Consider the following 22744-nt stretch of genomic DNA (forward strand, 5'->3'; position numbering starts at 1 on the left):
AAACAAAACAATAAGTAGGGTAGAAGCTACCACCATGATAACTATATGAAAAACTCCAACATTGAATCGCTCATTCAATAAAAGACTACGGGCTGTTTCGAAGAAACAGCCCGTAGTTATTATCATGTGCTAAAGATTAGTTAGCTAAGATTCTTTTTACAGCTTCTTTCACTGCGTCAGCATCAATTTTATACTTCTTCATCAATTCAGCAGGTGTTGCAGATTCTCCGAAAGTATCGTTTACTGCAACAAATTCCTGTCTTGTAGGTCTTCTTCTTGCAAGCATTCCCGCAACAGATTCACCCAGGCCACCAAGATAGTTATGCTCTTCAGCCGTTACAATCTTACCGGTTTTTTCAACAGATTTTAAGATGATCTCTTCATCAAGAGGTTTAATAGTGTGGATATTGATCACCTCACAAGAAATACCTTCTTTCTCAAGCTCGTCAGCCGCTACAAGAGACTCCCATACAAGGTGTCCTGTTGCAACAATGGTTACATCAGTACCTTCCTGAAGCATAATTCCTTTTCCGATTTCGAAAGGCATATCTTCAGGGATAAATACAGGAACAGTCGGTCTGCCGAATCTTAAATATACAGGACCTTCGTAGTCAGCAATCGCAAGGGTAGCCGCTTTTGTCTGGTTGTAGTCGCAAGGGTTAATGACAGTCATTCCAGGAAGCATTTTCATCATCCCGATATCTTCCAATACCTGGTGAGTTGCCCCATCTTCCCCTAATGTAAGACCTGCGTGAGAAGCACAGATTTTTACATTCTTACCAGAGTAAGCAATAGACTGACGGATCTGGTCATATACTCTTGAAGTAGAGAAGTTAGCAAAAGTTCCTGTGAAAGGAATTTTTCCCGTGATGCTAAGACCTGCAGCAAGTCCCATCATGTTGGCCTCTGCAATACCCACCTGGATGAATCTTTCAGGAGCTTTCTCAATGAATTTCTCCATTTTCAAAGATCCGATAAGATCTGCACAAAGTGCTACTACATTAGGGTTTTTGTCAGCAAGCTCAGCTAATCCGGCTCCGAATCCTGAACGTGTGTCCTTTTTTTCTGTATATGTATATTTCATTTTTATTTTTATTAATCGAGATTTTAACAGATGGTTTGATATTAGTAGTCAGCAGGAGCCTCCAGATACAATTGTTTGAATGCAGTTTCCAATTGCTCATCATTAGGAGCTTTACCATGCCATGCATGAGATCCCATCATGAAATCTACTCCGGCACCCATTTCTGTGTGAAGGATAATTGCTACAGGTTTTCCTTTTCCTGTTTCAGCTTTTGCTCTTTCAAGGATACCGATTACAGCTTCAAGATCGTTACCGTTCTTTTCTTCTAAAACGATCCATCCGAAAGCTTCAAGTTTAGCATGAAGATTCCCAAGACTTAATACATCATCAGTATCACCATCAATCTGACGTCCGTTGTAATCAATAGTAGAAATGATGTTATCCACTTTTTTAGCAGCAGCAAACATCAGCGCTTCCCAGATCTGACCTTCCTGAAGTTCACCATCTCCGTGAAGAGAGTAAACAAGAGACTGATCTCCATCCATTTTCTTACCTAAAGCTGCTCCTAAAGCTACAGAAAGACCTTGTCCTAAAGAACCTGAAGCAATTCTGATTCCAGGAAGACCTTCGTGAGTAGTAGGATGTCCCTGTAATCTTGAATCAAGCTTTCTGAAAGTTCTTAATTCATCTACCGGAAAGAAGCTGAATCTTGCCAATGTAGAGTAGTATACAGGAGAAATATGCCCGTTTGATAGATAAAAATGATCTTCATTTTTGCCTTCCATTGTAAAAGGAAGATGATAGTTCATCACCTTTCCGTAAAGTGCTGTAAAGTATTCTGTACAACCTAAGCTTCCTCCCGGGTGTCCTGAATTTACAGCGTGAACCATTCTTAAAATGTCTCTTCTGATCTGTGTAGTAAGAGATTTTAACTCTTCGATACTTTTACTCATTATATCTGATTTATTTGCACGCGAATTTACAATTTTTTACCGGCTTATGGAAATGCAAAAATCCGGATATAGTACCCCGGATTGTATTTTATTTAATATTTTCCCGCTTTTAGCAGCCTTCATTGATGTAAACTGTAATTTCTGTGACAATATTATTAATAAATTTAAATGTTAACTGTGTTCCGGCATCATAGTCCTCAATATTGAAGTATCCAGCATCCTTAACACGTTTGCCTTTATCATCCACTTCCGGGCGGACACTGAATATGGGATAATTTTTGTAGGTATTGATAAGTTCATCCCGGGTACTTCCAACACCCATTCCGCTTTTTGTTCTGAATTTTTTACTGGTGGTTGTCATTCCTGTAATCGTAACAGCATCTGGTTTTGATTCTCCGCCATAACCCTGGAAAACCTCAATATTGATAACCTCTCCGTTGTATTTTACTCCATTCTTTTGCTCTCCATCAGAAATTTTCAGTTTAGTGCCGGCAATTTTTTCTGCCTCACTTTTTTCCATAAAAATCTTGAATGGCCCTATTCTTAAAGTAGATACTTCAAAATTTTCCTGGGCAGCCACGGATCCGAATGTTAATACAAGGATGAAAAGCGAAATAATTTTTTTCATAGTTAATAAAATATTTTTTTGAAATTTTTAAAGTCTTATTTTTTTCCTAGTGTTTTATTGATTGCATTTTTAATCATAGGTTCCATAATTGCATATCCTGCAGGAACCGGATGGATGCCATCCTTTGAAAGTCCTTCTCGCATTCCGCCTTTTGCATCACGCATTGCCGTATTATAATCTACAAATATGAATTTGTTGCTGCCTGCATATTGCTTTAATCTGTTATTCAGAGCGTCTACTTTTTGAGATACTTCGGTTATTTCTTTACGCCATGGAAATGCCGCTGCGGGTAACACGGAAGCAATGATTACTTTTATTCCATTATTTTGAGCAATATCAGCCATAGCTTTGATGTTGTTAAAAGTGAAATCAGGGTCATAAATGCCCGTATTCTGGGCAATATCATTGGTTCCTGCATTAATGACTAACAACTTTGGCTTTAAAGCGATAACATCACTCTGAAAACGCAGCAACATCTGTGATGTGGTTTGTCCGCTGATTCCTCTGCCTGTATAGTTGTTTTCAGAGAAAAATTCAGGATGGGTCTTTACCCAGCCTTCTGTAATGGAATTCCCCATAAAGACAACATCCACTTTTTTCTTTGAGCTTAAAATACTTGCATTGTCATCTTTGTATTTTGTAAGATTGGCAAAATCAACAGCACTCTGTGCATTTACAAACATACCGGCAAACAGGCAATAGGATAGAAAAACGAATAACTTCATTACTGATATTTTGTGGTTACTTAGATCAAACGATTTTTAAATACTGTTTATCCTTCACCAGCCACAGGCCGATGAATGTCAATAATCCATTAAGAACAATCAGTTCAACACCAATTCTGTAGTCTGTATAAGATGTTACTGCAGAATTGATTAAATAAGTGATGATAGGAGCTAAAATAGTTACTGTAAGGATCGAATATTTTTTTGAAATTTTGAACTTGGTGAAGATTCCGAAAGCAAAAAGTCCTAATAACGGTCCATACGTATATCCGGCAATTTCCATGATCAGGTAGACAATAGATTTGTCATTAAGAGCTTTGAATACCATGATCAGGATAAAGAACATCACCGTGAAAGTTAAATGTACTTTCATACGCAGGTTTTTCTTTTCTTTTTCAGTTTTGGTTTTATCCTCATTAAGATTTAATAAATCTACACAATATGAGCTTGTTACAGCCGTTAAAGCCCCGTCTGCAGAAGGGAATAATGCTGATATCAATCCAATGATAAAAATAACGGAGATCATCATAGGGAAATGGCCGTTAAGAGATAATGCAGGGAAAAGATCATCGCCCATGATATTGGTGATGTTTCCTGAAGCATCTTTGAAACCGAAGATATTGCTTACAGGATCTGTACCTGTTGTTCCATATTCTGCTCCATGTTGTAATGCAAAAAGATAAAGTAAACCACCTAAAAATAAGAAGGCAAGATTAACCAGCAGAAGAGTTCCCGCGAATGTAAGCATGTTTTTCTTTGAATTTTTAAGGTTATCTACAGAAATATTTTTCTGCATCATTTCCTGATCCAGCCCGGTCATGGCAATCGTAATGAAGATTCCACCCAGAATGGTTTTAAGGAAAAAAGTCTTGGAATTAGGATCGAAATTGATGAAATGGGTATAATTTTTCTGTTCCAGAATTGTATATGCTTCACCAAAAGACATATTAAGATTGGATAAAATATAAACAATACAGGCTACGAGACTGATAATCATGAAGGAAGTCTGTAAAGTATCTGTAATGACAATTGTTTTCACTCCGCCCTCAAAAGTATAGAGAAGTACCATCAGTAAAAGTACCATAGAGGTTACCCAAAACGGAACTCCTAATCCTTCAAGAAGGAAAATCTGAAGGACATTCACCACAAGGTATAACCTGGCTGTTGCCCCAATAGCTCTTGAAATAATAAAGAATATAGACCCGATTTTATGTGCTTCTACATTGAACCTTTTCCCCAGATACGTATAAATGGAAGTAAGATTCATCTTATAATACAATGGCAGAAGAATGGCAGCCACAATAAAGTATCCGATGAAGAAACCAATCACCATCATATAATATTCAAAACCTCCGTAAATATATTCTGATCCGGTCATTTTCCCGACGGTCCCCGGAACTGAAATAAAGGTAACTCCGCTTAAGCTGGTACCAATCATTCCGAATGCTACGAGCCACCATTTACTTTTTTTATTGCCGATAAAGAAGGACTGGTTGTCAGAATTCCGGCTGGTAAAATAAGAAATCACCAAAAGACCGATGAAATAGATAAAGACAAACAGCAAAAGGACAGTTCCTGGATTCATGCTTAGATTTTAAATTTTAGCAAATATATAAAAAAGAACCATCGTGAATCGTGAATTTAGTGCAGAGGCAGTTTTTATGTAATTATTCTGGGGAATTGACCTTAGCATGAGTCAAAGCCGGCCTGAAGCTGGGAGCTGGAAGCAGGAAGTTATGAAGCTCATATAAGCAATTATTCTCTCTGTTTTCATCATTTCTATTTTTAATAATAACGAATGGCAGATTCGCTTCATCAAATCGATTAAAAATCGATTCACTCTTAGCATCCTTAAAATGTAACAGCAAGCTTAATTAAAGCTTTGTGTTTAAGAAAAAACAGTCTGTAATCCCATCTCTGCTGAGTGCAACGCCCTTGCGAACGCTTTTTAGGAATTTAAATAAAACCCTTGTGAACTCAGCGTTAAAATAAAAAACACTAGCCAGTATAAATAAAAAACCTTCCAGATTTACTCTGAAAGGTCTGTATTGTAAGGGTGGAAGCAGTGATTAGTTCACCAAAACATCCTGCAATTCCTCACTCTTCTGGAAGCTGGCTTTCGCAAAAGGACACAACGGAATGATCTTCTTCCCGTTTTTTCTTGCAAAATCTACAGCCGCCAAAAGCATTTCTTTACCTACTCCTTTTCCGTTGTAGGCTTCTTCCACCTCCGTGTGGTCAATAATAAATCTTTCTTCTCCTGCCCAGGTGTAGGTCATCATTCCTGCGCGTCTTCCATCTATGAAAGCTTCAAAACTTCCGTGTTTTTCGTCGTTGTTTTGTTTTACTTCGATCATGTTTTATGAGAATTTAGTTAATATTTCGATATCGTTGGTTAGTATTTTATGTACAGGGCAGGCATCAGCAATTGTGTGAAGTCTTTTCATCTGTTCAGGATCTAAAATCCCATCGAAACTGATATCCCTTTTGAAGACTGCCCTTTTGGTTAAAGGGAAGTTCTCTAGTTCCACTTCAACGTTGATATTTTCCACATCCCATTCCTTTCTTTCAATATACATTCTTAGAGTTGCTGCTGTACAGCTTGCTAAAGAGGTTGCCAGAATTTCTAAGGGATTGAATCCTTTGTTCTGCCCACCTTTATCTATAGGTTCATCGGTAATGATCGTATTTTCTCCCGCTTTTACCTCCGTATAATATTTTGTTTTTCCTAAACTTGCTTTTACCGTTACCGCCATTATTTTTCAGTATTGAATTTATAACTTAATGCTCCTGACGGGCATTGATCTATCTGTTTTTTGAGTTCTTCAGGGGTTGCATTTTCTGCTTTTATCCAGGGTCTGTCTTTCGGATTGTAGACTTTGGGAAGCATTTTTACACATACAGCCGAGTGGATACACTTTTGGGGCTGCCAGATGACAGTAATGTCGCCGTTGGGATATTCGTGTGTTTCCATATTAATTGTCTTTTAATGATTTTTCGATTCTTCTGTCCGGAATCAGCCATATAAGAGCCACAATGTAATAAAAACCTATGGCAATATAAGGATAAAAAAATGAAGTAGCGATTCCCAGGATATAAAATATGATGGATATATTTTCTTTATATTTTGTATGAATGGCTTCCTTCAGCTTCGAAGTTTCACCTTCATACTTAATGATAAGATTCTCCAGAATAGTATAGGCAATGGCACACATCACCAAGCCCACTCCATAAGTTGCTACAGGGTTTTCTGCAAAACCTGTGGTGCCGATCCATTCTGTGGCAATAGGCATCAGAGACAGCCAGAATAATAAATGAAGGTTGGCCCAAAGGATACTTCCGTTTACCTTTTTTACTGCCTGGAACAGGTGATGATGGTTGTTCCAGTAAATTCCTACATAGATAAAACTGAAAATATAAGCTAAAAACTTAGGAAGAAGAGGTTTGAGACTCGCCCAGCTGCTTCCTTCAGGTACTTTCAGCTCAAGAACCATGATGGTGATGATGATGGCCAGAACCCCATCACTGAATGCTTCCAGTCTTCCCTTAGTCATTGTTTTTAATGATGTTTTTAAAGTTCTCAATTTTTGTTTTCAGTTCACTGAGCATATCAGGATTAATCACTCCGCTTTCAAGATCAAAGTTCTCATAGAATTTGGGTAGAGAAAAAGTATCCTTGATATCTGCTGCAAACTGAGGGAAGAATGTTTTGGCTGTATTCATCACATTCCCGCCTCCATAGCCTCCGGGAGAAGTACTCATCAGAAGCATCGGTTTGTTTTGAAATACCTTCACATTGATCCTTGATGCCCAGTCAAAAACATTTTTAAAAGCAGCGCTGTAAGATCTGTTATGCTCTGCAAGAGAACAGATGATAACATCACATTCTTCAATGGCCTTTAAAAAATGATGGGCTTCATCCGGAAATCCTTTCTTTTCAAGATCTACCGAAAAAACAGGCATGGTGAAATTATTCAGATCAATGAAGTTAATTTCTTCTTCCTGGAAGTCTTTTAGAACAAATCTTACCAGCTCCCTGTTAATGGATGTAGAGGAGCTGCTCCCTGCAAATGCTAATATTTTCATGGTTTTCTTTCCGGTGTAATTATTTTCTGTTTAAAATAGCCTTTGGCAGCGGAACATATTCTTCTTCATCACCCGGAACTAATGGAAATGCATCATGATTTTGATCATTCCAGTTCACTTTAGCCTGATCGATCATTTCTTTGTCAGAATTCACAAAGTTCCAGAAGATAAAACGTTCTTCATCAAAAGGTTCGCCACCGAAAAGATAAACCGTACCGTTTTCGCTCATATCAAACTCACAAAGCTTGGTATCTTTGGCAATCATCAGTTGTTTTGAACCATAAGAATTGCCGTCGGTGGTTACCGTTCCATCCAGCACATACATAGCTGCTTCACCATAAAGGTCTTTTCCGATGCTGATTTTCTTAGCCTCTTTGGTTTTGATCTCAATGAAAAATAACTTGCTGTGTACCGGAACAGGAGACATTTTTCCAAATGCTTCTCCTGCAATTAATTTATACTGAATTCCGTCTTCTTCCCAAACCGGGATTTCATCTGCCTCAATATGATGGAAAGTAGGTTCAGACTGTTCAAGATGTTTAGGAAGGCCTACCCAGATCTGAAATCCGTGAAGTCTCTTATCACTGTGTCTTAAATATTCCGGAGTTCTTTCAGAGTGTACCACCCCTTTTCCGGCAGTCATCCAATTAACGGCTCCTGGCTTGATCTCAAGAGCACTTCCAATACTGTCTCTATGGAAAATAGAACCTTCAAGCAGGTAAGTAAGGGTAGATAATCCGATATGCGGGTGTGGGGGTACATCAAGATTCTGATAATCCTTTAATTCCGAAGGGCCCATGTGGTCAATAAAAACAAAAGGGCCTACAGCTCTTTTTTCACGGAACGGAAGAAGTCTTCCTACCAGGAAATTTCCGATATCGGCTGCTTTTTCCTCAATGATAAGTCCAATATTTGACATAATAATGTAATGCTATAAATGTTTGTTTAAATAATACTGATGAAGGTTTACAGTTTATCGTATCCTTCAAATTTTTCATCTACGATACGTTTCCATTCAGGATGCTTTTTGATAAAGGCAAAAACATACGGACAGAACGGGAGGAGCTTTTTACCGCTTTCTTCAATATAGTTCAGTGTTTTTTCCACTACGGCTGCAGCCGCACCTGTTCCGGCAAGTTCCGGTTCTGCTTCTGTATGTATCAAAGCAATCTGATGAGAAGTTTCGCGATAGTCAATGAAGGCATAATGCCCTTTAACTTCTATTTCAAATCTTTTGTCGGTTTTTACAAGGGATATGTTTTCAAATTCCGGTTTCATAATTTTGTATTAAAGCTGATTAGAGATGGGGTTTAAGAGATTAATATTCTTAGTATTATCAAAGAAATGTGGTGAGAAAACAAACCTTATAGGTTTTCGAAATCTATAAGGTTTATATCCTCGAACATTACTTAACATTAATCTTTTACACTTCCACCTGATATAATGATATATAAAGTTAGTAAAAATGAGGTTATTTAAGATTAAGGAAAATTTAATTCTATTCTTTAATCTTCAAGATATCCGAATTTTCCGGTATTAAAATCCTCAAAAGCCTGCATAATTTCCTCTCTGGTATTCATCACGAAAGGCCCGTGAGGGAAGATCGGTTCATTAATAGGTTCTCCGCTGATGATTAACACAATTGAATCTTCCTGAGCCTCAATGGTGAAGGTTTCTCCTTCATTTTTAAACAGAGCAAGATGATCTGTTTTTACATGTTCTTCTCCATTCACAGTAATATTTCCTTCAATTACCAAAGCTGCAGTATTAAAATGGGCAGGAAAACTGAATTCTGCTTTACCACCAGCTTTAAGCTTGGCATTCATCATATGAACGGGAGTGAAGGTGAAGGCAGGACCTTTGTGCCCGTCAAACTCTCCGGCAATTACTTCTACAAAACCGTTTGCACCAAGGTCAGCTTTTTCCATTTTAGAATTTTCAATGGCCTGGTATTTTGGAGCGCTCATCTTGTCTTTTGCTGGAAGATTCACCCAAAGCTGCACCATCTGAAAGATTCCGCCTTGTTTTGCCCATTCTGTTTCATGATATTCTTTGTGCAGAACGCCTTTAGCAGCAGTCATCCACTGTACGTCGCCTTCTCCGATGATCCCACCACCTCCTGCACTGTCGTGATGTTCTACTTTACCGCTATAGGCTATGGTTACTGTTTCAAAACCTCTGTGTGGATGAACTCCCACTCCTCTTGGTCTGTCTGAACCATTGAAATGAAATTTTGAGTTATAATCAAGCATAATGAAAGGATCCATTCTCTTCATATCCAATCCATGTACGCCCGGAATAAAATTATGCACTCTAAAACCGTCACCTACAAAGTGTGCAGGTCTTGGAGATACTACCATTTCTACTTTTTTAGTTGCCATAATATTGTTGATTTTATGTAAACAAAAGTACCATACTTATAAAGCAGATGCATTGATCTGTGATAAGTTCGTTAGGAGCGGAAAGGCAGCCTGAAATGGTGATAACTTTAATTATTCGTCTTTCGATTTCATGTTTTTTCCGTCTGAAATATGCAGCCTTCTAAACACAAATCCTGATAAGATTGTTAATATTCCTACGGTAAGAAAAGTATACCGGAAAGCATTGTGAGTTTCACCCTGAATGAGGTTTGAATTTTCATATAATTTTAAAACAATCAGCCCAAAAGCAATACCAAAGCCTATTGCAAGCTGCTGATTAACCGATAGTAAAGAATTACCACTGCTGGTCTGGAAATTCCGGAGATCTGCAATGGAAATGGTATTCATAGAAGTGAACTGGATAGAGTTGAAAAATCCAAGTATGGCAATAATAGGAACAAACCAGTACAGTGAAGTGTGAATATCAGGGATGGCCAGCATACAGATAAGGGTTCCAATAATAAAGGTATTGACCATTAATGTTTGCCGGTAACCATATTTATCAAGGATTTTAATAACAGATGATTTTCCGAATATGGCGGTGAGAGCCATGGGAGCAATAATCCACCCTGAAGTTACGGCAGACTGTTTATAAGCAATCTGAATCATCAGTGGAAGAAGCAATGGAACAGAACTGATTCCTAATCTTGTTGCCAGGTTTCCTACAATTCCCACACGGAAAGTTCTTACCTGAAAAAGGTTTAGCGGAAAAATAGGGTGGCCGCCTTTTTTAGCATGTTTATAATAATAGTAGAGAAACAGGAACCCCAGGATAAATATAATGAGAACCGGAGTAATATTCTGCATATCTCCGAAAAGTTCCAGTGAAACAGAAAGCAGGAGAGAAGAAGCAGCAAAAATAAAAAAACCTTTTAAGTCAAAATCTACATCATCAGATTTGTAATCGGGCATGAACTTTAATCCCAAAATGATCCCTAAAAAACCAATAGGAATATTGATGAGAAATATCCAGTGCCATGAAAGGTAATCTACCATATAACCTCCTACCAACGGACCGAGTACAGGCCCGATTAGCGCCGGAATAATAGCAAAGTTCATGGCTTTAAGCAATTCGCTTTTATTAAAGGTTTTAATAAGGGCCAGTTTTCCAACCGGAGTCATCAAACTTCCTCCAACTCCCTGAATAACCCTTGAAATAACAAGATGGGTGAGGTTTTGGGATAAAGAACAGAATAAAGAACCCAGACTGAATAAAACTAATGAGAAAATAAATACTTTCTTCGTTCCGAATCGGTCTGCCAAAAATCCACTTGCAGGCATAAATACTGCCAGGGTTAATACATAACTGATGATCGCATTCTGCATGTTAAGCGGAGACTCATGCAGATCTTTGGCTATAGAGGGAAGAGAAGTATTAAGAATGGTTGAATCCAGCATTTGCATAAAAATAGCAGTAGCCAGAATCAGTGGAAGGATTTTCTTTACGGGTGTCTGTTGGGTGCTTGTTTCTGTCATTTTGTATAGGCTGGAATATTTAAAAAGATCCAGGCTTATTTTATTTGAAGAAAGTGCTTACTTTAAGCATTTCAATTCTTAGATAAAGAAATCCATATAAAATTAAAAAAGTCCTGTGAAATATAGACTGCACCCAAAAGTTTAGACAAAATTAAACAATATTATTATATGAAAGAGTTCGGTACTGTACCGGACTCTTTCCTTTTAGATTAAGTCTTATTCTGTCGTTATTATAGTAATTGATATACTTCTTTATTTCTTTTTTGAGTTCATCAATGGTTTTAAATTTCTTAATATAGAACATTTCAGATTTTAAAGTTCCAAAGAAGTTTTCTATTACCGCATTATCAAGGCAGTTTCCTTTGCGGGACATACTTTGGATAATGCCTTTTTCTTTTAACATGTGCTGATAGGTTTTCATTTGATATTGCCAGCCTTGATCAGAGTGGATAATGAGGTTTTCAGTATTCTTAATCTTTCTAAACCCTTTTTTGAGCATATTCATAACCTGCGCAAAGACAGGCCTTTCCGAGAGATCATAACTGATAATCTCGCCATTGTAAAGGTCAATTATCGGCGAAAGATACAATTTACTGCCTGATACGTTAAACTCTGTCACATCAGTGGCCCATTTTCTGTTTGGCTGATCTGCCTTAAAGTTCCTCTCCAGAATATTTGGTGCTATCCTGCCTTGCTCTCCCCGATAAGATCTGTATTTCTTAACCCTAATGATACTTTTCAATCCCAGTGCCTTCATTAGTCTTAAGACCGTTTTATGATTAATTACAATTCCTTGCTGTTTCATCATCAAAGTAATACGACGGTATCCAAATCGACCTTTATGCCTATGATAAATCTGTTTGATCAAAGTTTTTACTTTTCCATACTTATCCTTTTTATTAAGAGCTTTCTGATGGTAATAGAAACTACTTCTGGCCATACCTGTACAATCCAGCAGGAGCGACAGATTATATTTTCGCCTTAATCCTTCGATGGCCTCTGCTTGTTCTTTTTGAGAGTTAAGGCGTCTAACTTTTTTAGAAAATCAATTTCAGCTCGCAATCTTTCGTTTTCCAATAAAAGTTCTTCTTCTCTGGTCAATGGCTTATCAGACTTTCTTTTTTTACGCTTGTAATCACTCATAATACAGGGCCTTCCTTTAGGTTTATTCTTTAATCCTAAAATACCACTTTTTTCGTAATCCCTTTGCCAATTCAGCACGGTAGATTGAGCTGCGATATCAAATCGGATACATGCTTCTCTTTGTGAGATATGTTCTATTTCGATAGTTTTTAAAACTTTAACCTTGAAATTCACAGAATAGATCTTATTTCTTCTTGGTTGTAAACCCGAGATTCCGTACTTATTATAAAAGCCCATCCACTTGCGTAGATTACTTTCGTTAAATCCTTTCTCTGTTGCTATAGATCCAATTGAACGATGAGAATTTTTGTGGAGGTTAATACATTCTAATTTGAAAGCAACGCTAAATTTTTCTTTTCTATACATAAAAAAATGCCCCTAAAAAGTGTCTAACTTTTTGGGGGCAGTCCAATATCACAGGACTTTTTGATTTATTTTTTAGGCTTTTCTACTCCTTTCCACTCATCACCGGCTTTTCTGTATTGGCTTAAAGTGAAATTTTTGAAATCTTTTGTTTTGTATTCAATATTATCGGTATTCTGCTCGAAAGGCATAATGTAATAATATTCTATATCTGTTTTATCCGTCTTGTTTCCTTTTTTAACTGTCGGAACATATTTTGAAAACTTATAGTTTGGAAGATACTGTCTTAATCTTGTGTAGAATGCTTTGTCATCTTTTTCACTAGGGATAATATCTACAATGTTAAGATCATCTTTTTTCTTGTCTACCCAAAGGTAATAGGTTTTTTCCTCTCCTAAATTTCTGTTGTATGAATTGAAGGCAAACAATTCTTTAGGAACCAGTTCTTTGATCTTTTCCGGGTCAACTTTAGTATAAAACTGCCCTTTTGAAGGATCAACGTATGTTTCAAGGTTATACATAAGAACAGAGTTATTCTCAAAGTTCTTGTTTTTGAAGTATTGATTTAAAGATAATTCTGCTGTTGCTCTAAGTTCCTTAGATCTGTCATCCAATTTTTTTGTAGGATTCTGGGGATTCACTTTTTTTACAAATTCATACAGTACTACCGGCTTTATATCCTTTAGGTGAGGATAAGTCTTAAGTTGCTCAGCTTTCACCAGCCAGTAAAACTGTTGGTAATAGTCATCCTTATCAGCATCTTTCACGCTTTTATAAGCTAAAGCAAGCTTTTTTGAGTTCAGATATTTGCCATATTTTCCCTGTCCAAAAGCAAAACTGATGGATAATAAGGCAAATAAAACAGTAAGGTTTCTTCTCATTTTTTTATAATTGATATTTTCGTTTTCCAAATATAATTATTTATTAGATATTATTTTTGATCGTCAGTTAAATTATGCTATATTGTTATTGTTAATTCAAAAAATAATCCCGTATTGCTACAGGATTAATAAATTATTGTGGTAGAAGTTAGAAATAAGAAGTTTAAAGCATATACATGTTAATAGTCAATTTTGCTCTGCAGCTGAATCGTAAATATACTCCGTATCCACGATGATTTTAGGCGTTGAATCTTAGACTTTGAACATTTAAAATACAAGCGAAGCGAATTGACCATTTATTATAATTCTAACTCCAAATTAATTAATAAGATGTCTCATGCACCTTTACAGCCCTTCCGCTAGGGTCATTCATTTTTTTGAAAGCCTCATCCCATTCCAAAGCAATAGGAGTGGAGCATGCTACTGATGGAACTGAAGGTACTGTTGCAGCAGCTGTTTCACTAGGGAAGTGCTCTTCGAAAATAGTTCTGTATCGGTACTCTTCCTTGTTTTGTGGAGTGTTTAAAGGGAATCTGAATCTTGCATTAGCCATCATCTCATCCGTAACCTCTTTTTCAGCTACTTCTTTCAGGGTATCGATCCAGGAATATCCCACACCGTCAGAGAACTGTTCTTTTTGTCTCCATGCAATAGAGGCCGGAAGGATGTCTTCAAAGGCTTTTCTTAATACCCATTTTTCAATTTTTCCTTCAGAGACGTTAATCATTTTATCTTTTGGGTTAATAGTCATAGCAATATCCATAAATTCTTTGTCAAGGAAAGGTACCCTTCCTTCTATTCCCCAGCTCATTAAAGCTTTGTTAGCTCTCAAGCAGTCGTACAGGTGAAGTTTTCCAAGTTTTCTTACTGTCTCATCATGGAATTCTTTGGCATCAGGAGCTTTGTGGAAATAAAGGTAGCCTCCGAACAGCTCATCAGAACCTTCTCCGGATAATACCATTTTAATCCCCATAGATTTGATAACTCTCGCCAAAAGATACATTGGGGTGGAAGCTCTGATAGTGGTTACATCATAAGTTTCCAGATGATAAATTACATCACGTACGGCATCCAGCCCTTCCTGAACCGTGAAATTAACCTCATGATGTACAGAACCGATATGTTCCGCTGCTTTTTGAGCTGCTGCTAAATCAGGAGATCCCACAAGTCCTACAGCAAAACTGTGTAATCTTGGATACCATGCTTCCTGAGTATCGCCACTTTCAATTCTTTGTCTGGCAAATTTTGCAGTAATTGCTGAAATAACAGAAGAATCTAACCCGCCGGAAAGCAATACTCCGTAAGGCACATCACTCATCAATTGCCTGTGAACAGCATCTTCAAGGCCTTTTCTTAATTTAGAGATATCTGTCTCGTTTTCCTTTACGTGGTCGAAGCTTTCCCATTCTCTGGTATACCATTGCTGAAGTTCTGCTCCGTCTTTGCTGTATACCAAATGTCCCGGTAAGAAAGTCTCAATCTTTTTGCATACCCCTTCCAGAGCTTTTAGTTCAGAAGCTACATAATAATTTCCGTTCTTATCCCATCCCTGGTAAAGAGGGCAGATTCCCATATGGTCACGGGCAATCAGGTATATTTCATTTTCAGTGTCATATAATGCAAATGCGAAAATACCATTCAGCTTTTCAACAAAATCTTTTCCATATTTTCTGTAAAGAGCGAGAATAACCTCACAATCGGATTGAGTCTGAAACTCATAATCAGGAAATTCTTCTTTTAATTCTCTATGATTGTAAATTTCACCGTTTACAGCTAATACTACTTTCCCATCTTTAGTAAATAGAGGTTGTTTTCCGGATGTAGGGTCTACAATGGCAAGCCTTTCATGAGAGAAAACTACTTTCTCATCCTGAAAAACTCCACTCCAGTCTGGTCCTCTGTGACGGATCTTTTTTGACATTTCTAAAACCTGAGGCCTTAATATCTCAGTTTTTTGCTTGGCATCGAATAAGCATACAATTCCACACATATTTTTTATTATTTATGAGACAAAAGTAAAGGTGGTATTTATAAATAACAATAAAAAATATGTATTAATTAAAAAATTTAATCAATTAATCTATTTTAAAGAAAAATATTAACTATTTGAATGAATTATTAGGTTTTTGATTGATTTTTTTCGTTGGGCTAAAATTAATGTACTCCATATACAAAATAAAAATGACATATTTCTTAATATATGATAATTTATTATGCGAATTTTAGCCCTTACTTTGTGGCTCGAAATAATTTTTTTTCATCATTTGTGTTTTTACCTTCTTGCAATTCTCATGCAAGAAGGTTTTGTTTTTATAGACCTTTAATAAGGTTTTTACCAGTAAGATAAATTATTTTTCTTACTAGCTGTATTATTCAGACTTATGAATTTTTCCTTTATTAAGGAAGAATATGGTTAGCCGGTTATTTAAAGAGTAATCGTTTTGTGAATTTTCTGGGATAGGAACTGTGACATTGTTTCCTGTAAGTCTGTACAGAAGACAGGCATGTTGAATAGCAGTCAGAAAGTCAAGGTCAGCTCTTTTTTCATACTATATTTTACTGCAAAGTATTTTTAAATACTACAGTATCAAAACGGTTAATCTATAGAGTTAGTAGGAAATAAGGGTAAAATGTTACATAATTTGTTTTAAAAATAAAAAAAACTACTCTTTTGAGTAGTTTTTTATTTATCGTTGTATGGTAAAGTTAATCAATTAAGAAACTCTTTCAATCAATGCCATATAGAATCCGTCATATCCTTCGCTAGGCATTACCTTTTCGTCCTTAAGCATTTTAAATCCAGGATTATTTTTAAGGAATTCTTCTACCTGAAGATTGTTTTCAGAAGGTAGGATAGAGCATGTTGCATACACCATTTTTCCTCCTTTTTTAAGCATTTTAGAATAGTCCTGAAGGATTTGCTGCTGCTCTTTTTTGATTCTGTCAATAAAATCCTGATCAATTTTCCATTTGCTGTCCGGATTTCTTTTCAAAACTCCAAGTCCGGAACATGGTGCATCAATCAATAATCTGTCAGCTTTATCATGAAGACGTTTGATCACCTTATTGTCAGAGATCATACGGGTTTCAATATTGTGAGCCCCGGCTCTCTTGGCGCGACGTTTCAATTCAGCCAGTTTCCATTCGAAAATATCCAAAGCTATAATCTGGCCTTTATTTCTCATTAATGCTGCCAGGTGAAGTGTTTTTCCTCCTGCGCCCGCACAGGCATCTATTACTCTTTGTCCTTCTTTTACATCAAGGAAATATCCGATCTTCTGAGAAGAAGCATCCTGAACTTCGAACAACCCTTCTTTAAAAGCAGTTGTAAGGAAAACATTCTTTTTCTCTTCCAGCTGTACTGCATCAGGATAGTTTTTGATAGGGAAGGATACAACTCCTTCGTCTGAAAGGTCAGAAATAAGTTCCTTTGTTGTTGTTTTTAATGAATTGGTTCTTAAAACAGTAGGAGCCTGCTCATTTAAGGCAGTCATTTCTTTTTCCCAGTTAGCACCCAATTCTTTTTCCAGAGTTTCTGCCAACCAATCCGGGATAGAATGTTCAATGGCTTTGGTAGGAACTGTGTTCTTTTTAAGTTTGGTAAGGATATCAGCAATTTTGATTCCGTCAAACTCTTCAAATTTTTTATAATTGGTCTTACTCCAAAGGAGGTAAGCAATGATAAGTTTATAGATATTGTTAGGTTTCACCCCTTCGCCCATATAATATTCAAGACGTTTTTTCCAACGGATGATATTGTAGAAAATCTCAGAAACAACGGCTCTGTCCTGGCTTCCCCATTTTTTGTTTGCTTTTAAAAGTCTTTCAATAACTTTATCGGCATATTTATTTTTCTCAAAAAATGTTTCCTGTAAGGCATCGTGAATCCCGATTGCCAAGTTTCTGTGAATAAGTTCCATAAGTTTGCTTCGCTGTTTGAATCTGCAAAAATACGAATTAAAGTTGAGAGTTGAAGATTGAGTTGTAGAGTTTGGGTGCTATAGAGTTTCAGAGCCCTAAAGTGGAAATGTTTGAATGAATAGCTGGTTCTCAAAATTTATAATTTTTTATGTCATTAAAATTCAGCTTGGAACTTGTTAAGAGGTAAATTACCTATAATATTTATTCGTTGTATTTGTTGTTTTTTGATAATAGAAATAAATTTGAATGGTGAATTTGTAAGAATTTTCCGAAAATTTATAATTTTTATTTGTTTACAAAAGCCTTTCGTTCAGTGATGAATGAACCTGGTTTTTTGCTTAAATGAAATATCTTTGCTTACAAAATATATGCTGTTCATCAATATACTTTATTTTCTTTGCATTTGGTTCATTTGACTTGTGTTAATTCACTTAGTGGTGCAAAAATAATATCCGCTTATTATCTACTATACTGAGCTTTACCTCTTGACTTCAACCTTTAAAAAGCGCTACCTTTGCAAAAAATTAAAAATATGAGTGATACGGTACTTTGTCCGAAATGTAGCTCTGAGTTTACTTACCCAAGCGATAACATGATGGTATGTTCTCAGTGTTTCTACGAATGGAACCCTGAAGAAGTTGCTTCTGAAGCAGCAAATGAAGGTAAAATATTAGACTCTAACGGAAATGAACTTCAGGATGGTGATTCTGTAGTGGTTATAAAAGACCTTCCTGTAAAAGGAGCACCAAAACCGGTGAAAGCAGGAACTAAAGTGAAAAATATCCGTTTAAGACCTGGAAGTGATCATAATATTGACTGTAAAATTGATGGTTTCGGAGCAATGGCTTTAAAGTCGGAATTTGTGAAGAAAGCATAATTATAATGCCCTTTGATATTGATTAACCCATAAAAAAGGAAAAAATTGGACAGTGTAATCTTTCAAAGACTTAATTGCAAAATTGCTAATGTCCGTCTAAAAGGCAGAAAGAGAAATAACCAATAATTTCCTTATGCTGTGGGAATACAAATGTAAGAAAAAGTTTAATAACAGATTCTTATGTTTGTATTTTTTTTGTTGATAAGTATAAGGAAATCTATGAGTTATACAGTTTCAGATAACAGTAAGGCTTTGAACTCTGAAAAAACCACAATTTCAAGAATGGAAGTTGATATCCTTCAGCTTAAATAAATGAAATACTAACAGAATTATGGAGTTTATCATCAGTATACATCACTAATTCCTTATTTCTTGCTTTAATCTTATTCCAATAGTAATTTCCTGCGAATCTGCTTTCCAGAACTTCAGCTTCAAGGCCATTTTCAGATATTTTTATCCCTTTTGGATAATAGAAGAACTTCGAAAGCTGAAAATCTGCCGCTTCGGTTTCGCTAAAGATATTCACTTCACCAAATAGCTTGGCAACATAAGAATTATATGGGGTCTTATAGGTCTCTTCCGGGCTGTCATTCTGAATAAGCCTTCCATTCTGAAGAATAACAATCTGATCCAGCCATGGCATAATATCCTGAAGTTCGTGGGTAGAAATTATAAGGGAGATCTGATGTTCCTTTACGTACCGGAAAAGTCTTTCCCTGAGCTCAATTTTCCTTGGGAAGTCAAGATTACTGAAGGGTTCATCAAGGATAAGCAGTTTAGGCATTACAGAAAGCGCTCTTGCAATGGCTACTCTTTGTTGCTGTCCGCCACTAAGATATTTAGGAAGTACATCAGCATACTCCTGAAGGCCCACTACTTCAAGAAGTTCGATAACAGTTTCTCTTTTCTTCGTTAAATTGATATTCGAAATAAATTTTCCTACATTTTCGGCAACGGTAGCATAAGGCATCAGATCAAAATTCTGTGCTACAAACTTCATTTCAGCTTCTCCTGGAACAAGATTTCCTTTGGGACCCAACAGTTTGGTACCATTGAAAATGATCTCACCACTTTCCCAATCAAGGAGCCCATATACAAGGTTTAAAAGGGTAGATTTCCCACAACCGCTTTCTCCTGCAAGGGCAATGATTTTATTGGCCTCAAATCTTAAGTTGAGGTTTTGAAACAGTGGTTTTTCTTTATTATGAGAGAAGAATAAATTGTTTATTTCTAAAAGCATATTACAAATGTAAGGTTTTTATGAAAAAATAATTTTTTTTATTATATTAGCAGGAGTAATAAAAATATATCAAAAATGAGAAAAAAACTGTTTTCGTTAGCTATTCCTGCTTTATTTATTGCTGCCGTAATGGTTTCTTGCAAAAAAGACAAACCGCTTACCAGTGAAAGTAATGAGGTGACTACAACCAAGGATGGTAACCAGTATACTTTGGATACGCTAAACAGTAAGGTTGAATGGAAAGGATACAAAGTATTTAAATCTGAAAATACAAGCCATTTCGGAACTATCAGGTTTGAAAGCGGAGATGTAACGGTGAAGGACGGAAAACTGGAAAGCGGTAAATTTGTTGCTGATATGAATTCCCTGACCTCTGTAGACTTGAAAGACAGTCCGGAAGATATGGGTAAATTAAACGGTCATCTTAAGAGTGGTGATTTCTTCGAAGTAGAAAAATTCCCGACAGCTTCTTATGAAATTACAAAAGTTACTCCTGCTACAGAAGGTGATTATAATACTCTTTTGGATGGTAATTTAACGATCAAAGGAATTACAAAACCAGTTCAGTTTAAAGCCAATGTTTCTGTGAAAGACGGAGAAGTGAGTGTAGCTACTGAGCCTAAGGATATCAAAAGAGAAGAGTTTGGCGTGAAGTTCCAGGCTCCTGCTGAAAACGGAGTGATTAAAGACGAGGTAACTCTTCAGATCAACGTTAAAGCTTTAGAAAAGAAATAATTTTTTTATTTAAGTGAAATAAGTGATTGAAGTCTGCCTCCCGAAAAAGAGGCAGATTTTTTTATGATGGACTTATTATTCAACTTAAAAGTCGTATTTTTGCAAAACATTTTGAAAGGGTAAAATAATGATAGAAAAGATAGAAGAACTACTGATCGAAGTAAACGGCTTCAATGCTACCTCTAAGGAAGAGATAGAAAACTTCCGTATCAAGTACAACGGTAAAAAAGGAGTTCTGAATGATTTTTTTGAAAAATTTAAAGAAGTTCCTAACGACCAGAAGAAAGAATTCGGGCAGAAGATCAATACTTTGAAGCAAGCAGTTGCCGTGAAATTGGAAGACTTGAAAAGTGCTTCCGCAGCTTCTGTTGTAGTAGAAAAAGAAGATCTTACTAGACCTGCGTTTCCATTGGAACTGGGATCAAGACATCCTATCAACCTGGTTAAAAACAGAATTATTGAAATCTTTAAATCAATTGGATTTGCTGTAGCAGATGGTCCAGAGATTGAAGATGACTGGCATAACTTCACCGCATTGAACCTTCCGGAATATCACCCGGCAAGAGATATGCAGGATACTTTCTTTATTGAGCAAAATCCGGATATTCTTTTGAGAACGCATACTTCTTCTGTACAAACCCGTTATATGGAAGAAAACCAGCCTCCAATCAGAATTTTATCTCCGGGAAGAGTATTCAGAAATGAAGCTATCTCTTCACGTTCTCACTGTATCTTCCACCAGATTGAGGGATTATATATTGACGAGAACGTAAGCTTTGCAGATTTAAAGCAAACGATCCAGTTCTTTACCACTGAACTTTTTGGAAAATCTAAGATCAGAATGAGACCTTCTTATTTCCCGTTCACTGAGCCAAGCGCTGAGATTGATGTATATTGGGGATTAAACTCTGAAACTGACTACAGAATTACAAAAGGAACAGGCTGGTTAGAAATCATGGGTTGTGGAATGGTAGATCCTGCCGTGCTGAAAAATGTGAATATTGATTCTGAGAAATATTCAGGATATGCATTCGGAATGGGTATTGAAAGAATTACAATGCTTCTTTACCAAATGAGTGATATCAGAATGTTCTTCGAAAATGATATTAGAACCTTGGAACAATTCAAGACACTATAAAAATAAACCTCCGGAGCTCCGGAGGTTTTTGTTTTTAATTACTGACCTAAGAAACAAAACGTAATTAAAAACTGATCTTATTGAAAAATTTACACGTGTCTGTTTCTTATGCTCATACTCCAGTTCGGATCCACTAAGTATCTCAAAGAAGTATTGACATGCTGCAGCTCTTTGTCTGCCTATATAATTAAGACAATCCGTATCCGGGATCTGTTACATTCAAAATAAAAATGCCTGTAAAAAATTACAGGCATGATACATTAAAAAATGGTTATAGGCTTACTTGGTAAACTTTAAAGGGTATTTCACGTTCTTATAATCGTCAATACTAGCCTTCAGAGAACCTACGGCCAACTCAGCTTTTAAAAGCATAGGAATATGGTTAGCATCGTTAGAAACCCACATTGTTACCCCTTCTTTTTCCTTGAATACTCTGCCGCTTTTTACAGACGGAATAATTTTTAAACAATTAATAGTACCGAATTTTGTTTTTAAATTTTCAGTGCCTGTAACTCTAAGCTGAAAAGGGAACATTTCATCATCAATCCATACATTCATATTGATAACAGTTCCTACCTTCAGTTCCTCAGGACTTTTACTCCTTAAATAGTAGAAACATGAAAGCATGTCCTGAACCCCTTTTACAGACTTGATGACTTTGGAACCATTAGCTGGCGTCTTCTTATCAGTTAAAATCAGAGTGTTATTATCGTGATTAAAGGCTGTCTCAAAATGCTGGCGATAGCCTCCTTCCCGTACATTTCTTACGTAATAGCTCGGTAATCCGCTGGCACTGTCAATAAAGCTTTCATAGAGATCTTCTACTTTGAAGAAAGCCTTTACAGCACCTGTGGTTTGTCCTGTACCTTTTACATACAGGTGGGGGGCACCTTTGTAGGTGGTCTTCTTAGTAGTTAAGTTGGCGGTTCCGGCATTTAAGAACCCATAATGGATTCTAAGTGTGATGGATTCGCCGTCTGCGATATTGTCTATCTGGGCAGACCCTAAAAAGAATATAAATACTGCAAAAAAATTTAAAATTTTCTTCATAATATGACATTTACAAAAACACTGCCAAATTTAATATCTTAAATAATGAATATTTGATAAATCTCAGCTTTTTATCTAGAATCA

The 22744-nt window shown here is 36.5% G+C and carries 24 protein-coding genes; 3 read left to right on the top strand and 21 right to left on the bottom strand.

Annotated features, from left to right (window positions below; translation table 11 throughout):
* Positions 1–136: 136 nt before the first annotated feature.
* The 19 genes from EG339_RS10140 to EG339_RS10230 all read right to left on the bottom strand — a co-directional run bounded on the left by EG339_RS10140 (position 137) and on the right by EG339_RS10230 (position 17619).
* Positions 137–1084, bottom strand: a complete 948-nt coding sequence (locus EG339_RS10140; RefSeq protein WP_123870084.1) for a transketolase family protein — start codon at positions 1082–1084, stop codon at positions 137–139.
* A gap of 41 nt (positions 1085–1125) precedes the next feature.
* On the bottom strand, positions 1126–1977 hold the full coding sequence (locus EG339_RS10145) for a transketolase (RefSeq protein ID WP_123870085.1): 852 nt from the start codon (positions 1975–1977) through the stop codon (positions 1126–1128).
* Between the two features lie 109 nt (positions 1978–2086).
* Positions 2087–2605: a hypothetical protein gene (locus tag EG339_RS10150; RefSeq protein WP_123870086.1), complete on the bottom strand. Its 519-nt coding sequence runs from the start codon at positions 2603–2605 to the stop codon at positions 2087–2089.
* A gap of 35 nt (positions 2606–2640) precedes the next feature.
* The gene (locus EG339_RS10155) at positions 2641–3330 is read right to left on the bottom strand and encodes an SGNH/GDSL hydrolase family protein (RefSeq protein ID WP_123870087.1); all 690 of its coding nucleotides are present in this window, start codon (positions 3328–3330) and stop codon (positions 2641–2643) included.
* 25 nt (positions 3331–3355) lie between these two features.
* The gene (locus tag EG339_RS10160) at positions 3356–4915 is read right to left on the bottom strand and encodes a sodium:solute symporter (protein WP_123870088.1); all 1560 of its coding nucleotides are present in this window, start codon (positions 4913–4915) and stop codon (positions 3356–3358) included.
* A 484-nt stretch (positions 4916–5399) separates the two neighbouring features.
* Positions 5400–5687: a GNAT family N-acetyltransferase gene (locus tag EG339_RS10165; RefSeq protein WP_002984420.1), complete on the bottom strand. Its 288-nt coding sequence runs from the start codon at positions 5685–5687 to the stop codon at positions 5400–5402.
* A gap of 3 nt (positions 5688–5690) precedes the next feature.
* Positions 5691–6086, bottom strand: coding sequence for an OsmC family protein (locus tag EG339_RS10170; RefSeq protein ID WP_123870089.1), 396 nt, complete (start codon positions 6084–6086; stop codon positions 5691–5693).
* The gene (locus EG339_RS10175; RefSeq protein WP_047098434.1) at positions 6086–6304 is read right to left on the bottom strand and encodes a (4Fe-4S)-binding protein; all 219 of its coding nucleotides are present in this window, start codon (positions 6302–6304) and stop codon (positions 6086–6088) included. The genes EG339_RS10170 and EG339_RS10175 overlap by 1 nt, the downstream gene beginning before the upstream one ends.
* A 1-nt stretch (position 6305) precedes the next feature.
* Positions 6306–6884, bottom strand: coding sequence for a TMEM175 family protein (locus EG339_RS10180; RefSeq protein ID WP_123870090.1), 579 nt, complete (start codon positions 6882–6884; stop codon positions 6306–6308).
* Positions 6877–7416: an NADPH-dependent FMN reductase gene (locus EG339_RS10185; protein ID WP_123870091.1), complete on the bottom strand. Its 540-nt coding sequence runs from the start codon at positions 7414–7416 to the stop codon at positions 6877–6879. The genes EG339_RS10180 and EG339_RS10185 overlap by 8 nt, the downstream gene beginning before the upstream one ends.
* Before the next feature lie 19 nt (positions 7417–7435).
* Entirely contained in the window at positions 7436–8335 is a 900-nt protein-coding gene (locus EG339_RS10190) for a pirin family protein (RefSeq protein WP_123870092.1), read from the bottom strand.
* 47 nt (positions 8336–8382) lie between these two features.
* Positions 8383–8694, bottom strand: coding sequence for a GNAT family N-acetyltransferase (locus EG339_RS10195; protein WP_123870093.1), 312 nt, complete (start codon positions 8692–8694; stop codon positions 8383–8385).
* A 227-nt stretch (positions 8695–8921) separates the two neighbouring features.
* Complete coding sequence (locus EG339_RS10200) at positions 8922–9797, bottom strand: pirin family protein (RefSeq protein ID WP_123870094.1); 876 nt, start codon at positions 9795–9797, stop codon at positions 8922–8924.
* Positions 9798–9908: 111 nt separating this feature from the next.
* Positions 9909–11312: an MFS transporter gene (locus EG339_RS10205; protein WP_123870095.1), complete on the bottom strand. Its 1404-nt coding sequence runs from the start codon at positions 11310–11312 to the stop codon at positions 9909–9911.
* A 151-nt stretch (positions 11313–11463) separates the two neighbouring features.
* A complete protein-coding gene (locus EG339_RS10210; protein ID WP_123868394.1) occupies positions 11464–12306 on the bottom strand; it encodes an IS3 family transposase in 843 nt (280 codons plus the stop codon).
* Positions 12294–12821 carry a helix-turn-helix domain-containing protein gene (locus tag EG339_RS10215; RefSeq protein ID WP_123868395.1) on the bottom strand — a complete coding sequence of 176 codons (528 nt, stop codon included), beginning with the start codon at positions 12819–12821 and terminating at the stop codon, positions 12294–12296. The genes EG339_RS10210 and EG339_RS10215 overlap by 13 nt, the downstream gene beginning before the upstream one ends.
* Before the next feature lie 65 nt (positions 12822–12886).
* Positions 12887–13729 carry a hypothetical protein gene (locus EG339_RS10220; protein ID WP_225717537.1) on the bottom strand — a complete coding sequence of 281 codons (843 nt, stop codon included), beginning with the start codon at positions 13727–13729 and terminating at the stop codon, positions 12887–12889.
* Positions 13730–14021: 292 nt separating this feature from the next.
* Entirely contained in the window at positions 14022–15689 is a 1668-nt protein-coding gene (gene asnB, locus EG339_RS10225) for an asparagine synthase B (protein WP_123870096.1), read from the bottom strand.
* Positions 15690–16413: 724 nt separating this feature from the next.
* Positions 16414–17619, bottom strand: coding sequence for an RsmB/NOP family class I SAM-dependent RNA methyltransferase (locus tag EG339_RS10230; protein WP_123870097.1), 1206 nt, complete (start codon positions 17617–17619; stop codon positions 16414–16416).
* A gap of 533 nt (positions 17620–18152) precedes the next feature.
* Here EG339_RS10230 and EG339_RS10235 point away from each other — a divergent pair.
* Positions 18153–18497, top strand: coding sequence for a zinc ribbon domain-containing protein YjdM (locus EG339_RS10235; protein ID WP_123870098.1), 345 nt, complete (start codon positions 18153–18155; stop codon positions 18495–18497).
* Between the two features lie 304 nt (positions 18498–18801).
* Here the strand turns inward: EG339_RS10235 and EG339_RS10240 are convergent, their stop codons facing one another.
* Complete coding sequence (locus EG339_RS10240) at positions 18802–19737, bottom strand: sulfate/molybdate ABC transporter ATP-binding protein (protein ID WP_123870099.1); 936 nt, start codon at positions 19735–19737, stop codon at positions 18802–18804.
* Positions 19738–19812: 75 nt separating this feature from the next.
* On the opposite strand from EG339_RS10240, the gene EG339_RS10245 reads away from it, so the two are divergent.
* Positions 19813–20472 (top strand): YceI family protein, encoded by a 660-nt coding sequence (locus EG339_RS10245; protein WP_123870100.1) that lies wholly within the window; start codon positions 19813–19815, stop codon positions 20470–20472.
* 127 nt (positions 20473–20599) lie between these two features.
* Positions 20600–21610, top strand: coding sequence for a phenylalanine--tRNA ligase subunit alpha (pheS, locus tag EG339_RS10250; protein WP_123870101.1), 1011 nt, complete (start codon positions 20600–20602; stop codon positions 21608–21610).
* Between the two features lie 279 nt (positions 21611–21889).
* Here pheS and EG339_RS10255 read toward each other — a convergent pair whose 3' ends face one another.
* Entirely contained in the window at positions 21890–22660 is a 771-nt protein-coding gene (locus EG339_RS10255) for a DUF3108 domain-containing protein (protein WP_123870102.1), read from the bottom strand.
* Between the last annotated feature and the right edge of the window lie 84 nt (positions 22661–22744).

Origin of the sequence: Chryseobacterium bernardetii, from assembly GCF_003815975.1 — a bacterium.
GTDB lineage: Bacteria > Bacteroidota > Bacteroidia > Flavobacteriales > Weeksellaceae > Chryseobacterium > Chryseobacterium bernardetii.

Coding starts and splice junctions, on each gene's coding strand:
- EG339_RS10170 (WP_123870089.1), bottom strand. CDS start 6,086: ATGGCGGTAACGGTAAAAGCAAGTTTAGGAAAAACAAAATATTATACG.
- EG339_RS10200 (WP_123870094.1), bottom strand. CDS start 9,797: ATGGCAACTAAAAAAGTAGAAATGGTAGTATCTCCAAGACCTGCACAC.
- EG339_RS10175 (WP_047098434.1), bottom strand. CDS start 6,304: ATGGAAACACACGAATATCCCAACGGCGACATTACTGTCATCTGGCAG.
- EG339_RS10245 (WP_123870100.1), top strand. CDS start 19,813: ATGAGAAAAAAACTGTTTTCGTTAGCTATTCCTGCTTTATTTATTGCT.
- EG339_RS10230 (WP_123870097.1), bottom strand. CDS start 17,619: ATGGAACTTATTCACAGAAACTTGGCAATCGGGATTCACGATGCCTTA.
- EG339_RS10150 (WP_123870086.1), bottom strand. CDS start 2,605: ATGAAAAAAATTATTTCGCTTTTCATCCTTGTATTAACATTCGGATCC.
- EG339_RS10165 (WP_002984420.1), bottom strand. CDS start 5,687: ATGATCGAAGTAAAACAAAACAACGACGAAAAACACGGAAGTTTTGAA.
- pheS (WP_123870101.1), top strand. CDS start 20,600: ATGATAGAAAAGATAGAAGAACTACTGATCGAAGTAAACGGCTTCAAT.
- EG339_RS10160 (WP_123870088.1), bottom strand. CDS start 4,915: ATGAATCCAGGAACTGTCCTTTTGCTGTTTGTCTTTATCTATTTCATC.
- EG339_RS10140 (WP_123870084.1), bottom strand. CDS start 1,084: ATGAAATATACATATACAGAAAAAAAGGACACACGTTCAGGATTCGGA.
- EG339_RS10255 (WP_123870102.1), bottom strand. CDS start 22,660: ATGAAGAAAATTTTAAATTTTTTTGCAGTATTTATATTCTTTTTAGGG.
- EG339_RS10235 (WP_123870098.1), top strand. CDS start 18,153: ATGAGTGATACGGTACTTTGTCCGAAATGTAGCTCTGAGTTTACTTAC.
- EG339_RS10205 (WP_123870095.1), bottom strand. CDS start 11,312: ATGACAGAAACAAGCACCCAACAGACACCCGTAAAGAAAATCCTTCCA.
- EG339_RS10155 (WP_123870087.1), bottom strand. CDS start 3,330: ATGAAGTTATTCGTTTTTCTATCCTATTGCCTGTTTGCCGGTATGTTT.
- EG339_RS10145 (WP_123870085.1), bottom strand. CDS start 1,977: ATGAGTAAAAGTATCGAAGAGTTAAAATCTCTTACTACACAGATCAGA.
- EG339_RS10190 (WP_123870092.1), bottom strand. CDS start 8,335: ATGTCAAATATTGGACTTATCATTGAGGAAAAAGCAGCCGATATCGGA.
- EG339_RS10215 (WP_123868395.1), bottom strand. CDS start 12,821: ATGTATAGAAAAGAAAAATTTAGCGTTGCTTTCAAATTAGAATGTATT.
- asnB (WP_123870096.1), bottom strand. CDS start 15,689: ATGTGTGGAATTGTATGCTTATTCGATGCCAAGCAAAAAACTGAGATA.
- EG339_RS10180 (WP_123870090.1), bottom strand. CDS start 6,884: ATGACTAAGGGAAGACTGGAAGCATTCAGTGATGGGGTTCTGGCCATC.
- EG339_RS10195 (WP_123870093.1), bottom strand. CDS start 8,694: ATGAAACCGGAATTTGAAAACATATCCCTTGTAAAAACCGACAAAAGA.
- EG339_RS10185 (WP_123870091.1), bottom strand. CDS start 7,416: ATGAAAATATTAGCATTTGCAGGGAGCAGCTCCTCTACATCCATTAAC.
- EG339_RS10240 (WP_123870099.1), bottom strand. CDS start 19,737: ATGCTTTTAGAAATAAACAATTTATTCTTCTCTCATAATAAAGAAAAA.